This is a genomic window from Chitinophaga sp. (genome assembly GCF_035564935.1).
Taxonomy (GTDB): Bacteria; Bacteroidota; Bacteroidia; order Chitinophagales; family Chitinophagaceae; genus Chitinophaga.
On sequence record NZ_DATMTE010000324.1, the window covers coordinates 1 to 5,234 of the forward strand.

6 protein-coding genes are annotated in these 5,234 nt (G+C 46.5%); 5 read left to right on the forward strand and 1 reads right to left on the reverse strand.

Annotated features, from left to right (window positions below):
* Positions 1-126: 126 nt before the first annotated feature.
* The 5 genes from VN105_RS08640 to VN105_RS08660 all read left to right on the forward strand — a co-directional run bounded on the left by VN105_RS08640 (position 127) and on the right by VN105_RS08660 (position 3,710).
* Entirely contained in the window at positions 127-618 is a 492-nt protein-coding gene (locus VN105_RS08640; RefSeq protein WP_325639889.1) for a DUF4240 domain-containing protein, read from the forward strand.
* Positions 619-639: 21 nt separating this feature from the next.
* Positions 640-1,152 (forward strand): hypothetical protein, encoded by a 513-nt coding sequence (locus VN105_RS08645; protein WP_325639891.1) that lies wholly within the window; start codon positions 640-642, stop codon positions 1,150-1,152.
* Positions 1,153-1,171: 19 nt separating this feature from the next.
* Positions 1,172-1,537: a helix-turn-helix domain-containing protein gene (locus tag VN105_RS08650; RefSeq protein ID WP_325639893.1), complete on the forward strand. Its 366-nt coding sequence runs from the start codon at positions 1,172-1,174 to the stop codon at positions 1,535-1,537.
* 183 nt (positions 1,538-1,720) lie between these two features.
* Positions 1,721-2,524: a hypothetical protein gene (locus tag VN105_RS08655; RefSeq protein WP_325639895.1), complete on the forward strand. Its 804-nt coding sequence runs from the start codon at positions 1,721-1,723 to the stop codon at positions 2,522-2,524.
* A 487-nt stretch (positions 2,525-3,011) separates the two neighbouring features.
* Entirely contained in the window at positions 3,012-3,710 is a 699-nt protein-coding gene (locus tag VN105_RS08660) for a hypothetical protein (RefSeq protein WP_325639897.1), read from the forward strand.
* A 31-nt stretch (positions 3,711-3,741) separates the two neighbouring features.
* Here the strand turns inward: VN105_RS08660 and VN105_RS08665 are convergent.
* On the reverse strand, positions 3,742-5,234 hold a 1,493-nt coding region (locus VN105_RS08665; RefSeq protein ID WP_325639899.1), incomplete at its 5' end, for a gamma-glutamyltransferase family protein.

The following is a 5,234-nucleotide window of genomic DNA, read 5'->3' on the forward strand; positions in this document are numbered from 1 at the left end:
GAAAGAAAATTATTACGTATTTTCAGGGTATGCCGGTTCACCACCCGTTGATTTTACTACGCATTTACACTGCGTTTCGGGGATATATCTTACACCTGATTCTTAATGACCATTAATTTCTACCTTATGACTGAGTTTAAATTCTGGCAGATTATTGAAGAAGCGTGGGCAGCATCACCTGCTTTACTGGATATGCGCAATACGGCCCTGAAAACCAACGACGCCATATTGATCGAAGACCTGACCGGCGAAGTTTACGGCGCTATCACCAATAATATCCGGGATATCCTGTTGCAACTGGATAAGGAGGCACTAACAGGGTTTAATCATATCATGGAAGAGAAATTATTTCAGATCGACCGGGAAGATATTCATGCCTACACAGACGGATCCGACGATGGCTTTCTCTATTGCAGGTGTTTTATTGTAGGAATGGGAAAGGATTATTATGAGATGATCAGCGAAAATCCATCAAAAGCCACCTGCGATGCAGAAGCAGAAATAGTAGGATTTATCGGGTATATTGTGTACCAGGAATTATTTGGAGAGGAATTTGAGAGATACACAAGGCATAGCATCGAAACCAGCTCCAATACCGGTGGATGGAGTAAAGCCTAGATTTAAACAACCTATCTTGTTATGAATGGAAAAACCTGTAATATAAATATTCATCGTGCACATGCACGCGCTGTAGCCCTGATTGCGGAAGACTTTTTCTGGAACCCAACCGATCAACTGGCGCCCTTCGGATCGGATGAAGGAGATACAGGTCTGATCCTGTTCCGGGAATGGCGGCGCGAACACCCCGCCACACCCACCATTGAATATCTGAAAAAGACCATTGAATCAACAGGAGAAATGGCGCTTGAAGATTATAATGAAACCCTGCTGGACAGGGACCTGATCATACAAATGAAAGAAGATCCGGCATTTGATGATTACCGGTTTATTTTTACATTAGATGTTTTATTGATTGCTGCAGGATTCGGACAACTGGCAGACGAAGGTATCATTGAAGCCGCTAATAAGCCGGTGATCAACACCGCACTGGAACGGCAGATAGCCTGGGCGCAGCTAACAGAAAGCTGCTCCTATGCGGAACAGCATATCGGCTACCTGAATATCCTGAAACAGGTATTGGAAGAGGCATAGCAGCATTACACCGTTACTTATGATTACACTGAACGATAAAACATACACCTGCCCGGTAGATGTAACCCTCGGATTTATTGGCGGCAAATGGAAACTACTGATCCTGTTCCACCTGCATTATTTTACAAAAAGAAGCTACGCCGAAATCAGGGATAACCTGCCGGGTATCTCGGAAAAAATGCTCAGTCAGCAACTGAAAGAACTGGAACGCGATAAACTGATCGAAAAAAATATCCTCTCTGCCAAACCATATCGCGTGGAATACTTCTTAACAGCAGAAGGAAAATCACTCAGCCCTCTCTATGAATTTGTCAGTGAATGGGGAATTGCCTATCTCAAAAAACATGGTATCGATTATATCCAGGATCAGCATCTTTACAAATAACAAAAGGAACGCTATTTTTAGATAACTTCCAAGGGCTCATACACTCCCTTTTGAAAAATATTAACGGCAACCCATTCCCGTCTGAATAATATTTAACACGCAATACACTCCCTTTTGTCAGCCGCTAAACCAGACCTATAGCCACTCCCGGCATTCTTCGTATTTTAGTGAAAAACAACTGCAATGGCAAAACAAACAGGATTACTCACTTTCACCGGTAAACTGGGTAATATAATCGGCTACCGGAGAAATGGGAAGTACTTCATGCGCGCCATGCCGGAAAAAGTAACACAAACTATAGCTACCAGGCAAGCCGCCCGGAACTTTGGCGTTGCCAGCAGGAAAGGGAAACTGATCCGTCGCGTTGTTACGCCTCATCTTAATGTAAAAGACAGTTCCCTGGTAAACCGGTTGAACAAAGCACTGGTACAGGCAGGAGGCAACTGTCTGCAAGGGCTCAAAGGATTCCGGTTTAACAGGTACGCCGCAACAGATCAATTCTTCAGTGAGCAACCCGCTATCACATCAAAAGGGTCACTTATAATACCAGCGCAGCTTTTACCTGTAACAGGAACAGCCACACAGCTGGAAGTTAAATTTATAGCCGCAAGGATAAATATTAAAGAGCAACGTATTGTCTGCAGCACTTCTTCCTCCATTATTATCGACCTTAATGCACCTTTCAATGGCGCCGAACTGGAAGCTCCTGTGCCGGGAACCGGAACACTAATACTGGTGCTGCAAACAAGAGCGTATAACGGCCATGAAGCAACAGGAAACCGCCGCTTCATGGCAGCAGATATCATGGGCATCATCCCGTTCCGCCCATCAAAGAAAAAACAATCCAAAATCAATAATATTAACAGCTTCCATACGCTTCTTTACAACATCCCGCACAACAATTTCCCCGTACCCTCAAAAGGCCATGTAAATGGCAGCAACACCGGTCCCACCATGATGCCCGCCGCGGAACGGCAACGGGAATGAGTTTCTGACGCCGCCTGCAATCTGCAGGTAAGCGGTAAACCATAATTTGATGCGTGTCATACCAAAGGAAGTAAATATTTCCTCTTTCTCAAGACTACTGATCATTAGGGGAGCCTTCCCTGTGGACCACTATGTTCGCCAATATAAATCGCATCATTTTTGTAGGGAACAACGATACATTTTGTAAAAAAAACAAGGTAATGATATCACAAACGAAGAGATCTGTACATAAAAAGTCATTGTTCCATTCCCAATAGTAATAAATATCATCCTTACATCAAGTCCACCTTTACTGCATGCAGGTAGTATTTCCCAGGTATTCCCAAATCATATTCAAAGCATGCCCCAAAGTATTTTCCAGGCATCCCCAAAGCATACCGGCAGTAGGTGCTACCCGCCAGCCATATATTTCACACATACCCAAACTGGGTGACCCCGCTTAATTACTGCGTTTGTTTCCTTATCTTAAGAAAACAAATGTTACGTTATGAAAAAACTACTCCTGTTATTTACGTTATGCTGTTCCTTCCTGGGTATTCTCAGGGCGGAAGACTCACCAATTGGCGCCTGGAAATCCACCTCGGGAGAGGTAACCAGTGTGTTGCTTATTACCTCCACCTGGTTTACCGTTACAGACTATGATAGTCAGCGCTTCATCAGCTCATATGGCGGTTCCTGGAAACAGGCCGGCGATGCGCAGGTAGATGTAACCATCCATTTCAATACTGCCAATGCATCGCAGGTAGGGAAAAACAGTACTGTACCTGTAGGCATGGAGAACGGGCAGCTGATCACCAATGGCCCTGACGGCAAAAAACAGGAATGGACCCGTATCGATGATGGAAATGCTCCGCTTGCCGGCAGCTGGCAAATCACTTCGCGGGAAAGGGATGGTAAAATGACAGCTATCCCCAACGGCGCCAGGCGCACCATGAAGATCCTTACAGCTACCCGCTTTCAATGGGTGGCCATTAACCAGGAAACAGGGGAGTTCTTTGGCTCCGGCGGAGGAACCTATACTTTTGAAAACGGCACCTACACAGAGAAAATAGCGTTCTTTTCACGCGACAGTTCCCGCGTAGGTGCATCACTGTCTTTTAAAGGCAGTGTAAATGGCAACAACTGGGATCATAGCGGCAAAAGCTCAAAAGGGGATCCCATTCATGAAATATGGACCAGGGAGTAAATCGTGATCTTTATAGAAGTTTGGAATTTACTTACCACCCTATGCCATAATCTTCACCATGATTACTGCTGCCGCCCCATAAGCTGCCATGCTTACGATCTATGTAAATGGCGTTTATGGGGCCGCTGGTACGCTCCCCAAAGGTAAGATGGTAGCCCATTTGTTCGAGGGCTTTCCGCGTTTGTTCGGTGGTGTTGTTATTGAGCAGGATGCTTCCCGGACGGGGCTCCCTGTCCCGGATAGTAGTACCGCCTAATGATAACCACAGCTGGTTGGTATTAATATTTGCTGCTTCGGATGCCTGTTGTACGGTCATTCCAAATTCCACTACATTCAGGAAAAACTGCAACAGGTTCTGGTCCTGCGTATCGCCGCCCTGCACACCGAACGCAAGGAAAGGTTTGCCGTCTTTCAAAGCCATGGATGGTGTTAGCGTTACCCGCGGGCGTTTGCCGGGAGCAATCACATTAAAAGGACATATCGCAGAATCCAGCACAAAACTTTGTGCACGCTGGCTCATGCCGATGCCTGTTTTACCGGCAATACAGGCGGGAAGCCAGCCACCGCTGGGCGTGATGGATACAACCCATCCATCTTTATCCGCTGCTTCCACGCTGGTAGTGCCGCGCCACAGCCGGTCCATATAAGCGCTGTCCGGTGTATTGGCGGCGTACAGCTGGTTTACATCGCTGCCTGGCAGCATTGCGTTAGTGGCATATGCCTGGCTGGCGCCGCTGTTTACAGGCATCACATTTGCGGCATATGCCTGCTTCACATCGCCTTGCGGCAATACCATAGTAGCATCATGTTTGGGAACAAAGCCACCGGGCTTGCGGCCGCTCGTAGTATCCTGCAACAATCTCCGCTCCTGTAACAGGTGCAGGTAAGGATTGGTTTTACCCATGAACGGATACGGATCGCCCGGCCCTGCAGTTGCATCATTTTGCGTAAGATGGATCTGTTTTGCCCTTGCCTTTGCATATTCCTTGCTCAATAACCCTTTAATAGCCCGATTGGTATTGAACGCAGGATCGCCATAATAAAAATCACGGTCTGCAAAAGTGAGGTTCATGGTTTGGTATAATGTATGAATATATTTGGTAGAATTATATCCCATTGATTTCAGGTCGAAATTCTCCAGGATATTCAGGCTTTGCAACAGCATAGGGCCTTGCGTCCATTCCTGCAGCTTATACACTTCTATGCCTTTGTAATTGATATGCAGCGGTTCTTCTTCCACTGGTTTCCAGCGGGCCAGGTCTTCCATGGTGATCAAACCGCCCTGTTCCTGGCAGCCGCGTACAAATTCTTTGGCAATATCCCCCTTGTAAAACCGGTCGTAAGCCGCCATAATGGCTTCTTTCCGGCTTTTATGTTTTTGCAGCGCTTCCTGTTCTGCTTCTACCATTTTGGTGAGGGTGGCCAGCAGGTCTTTCTGCACAAAAATTTCACCGGCCTCCGGGGCTTCTCTTTTTTCCCCTGGATGGGTTAGGAAAACGTCTTTGCTGTAAGGCCACTGGTTAA

What these genes read in the sequence shown, in the direction of transcription:
- VN105_RS08650 (WP_325639893.1), top strand. Translation starts at nt 1,172, where the DNA reads ATGATTACACTGAACGATAAAACATACACCTGCCCGGTAGATGTAACC.
- VN105_RS08660 (WP_325639897.1), top strand. Translation starts at nt 3,012, where the DNA reads ATGAAAAAACTACTCCTGTTATTTACGTTATGCTGTTCCTTCCTGGGT.
- VN105_RS08655 (WP_325639895.1), top strand. Translation starts at nt 1,721, where the DNA reads ATGGCAAAACAAACAGGATTACTCACTTTCACCGGTAAACTGGGTAAT.
- VN105_RS08640 (WP_325639889.1), top strand. Translation starts at nt 127, where the DNA reads ATGACTGAGTTTAAATTCTGGCAGATTATTGAAGAAGCGTGGGCAGCA.
- VN105_RS08645 (WP_325639891.1), top strand. Translation starts at nt 640, where the DNA reads ATGAATGGAAAAACCTGTAATATAAATATTCATCGTGCACATGCACGC.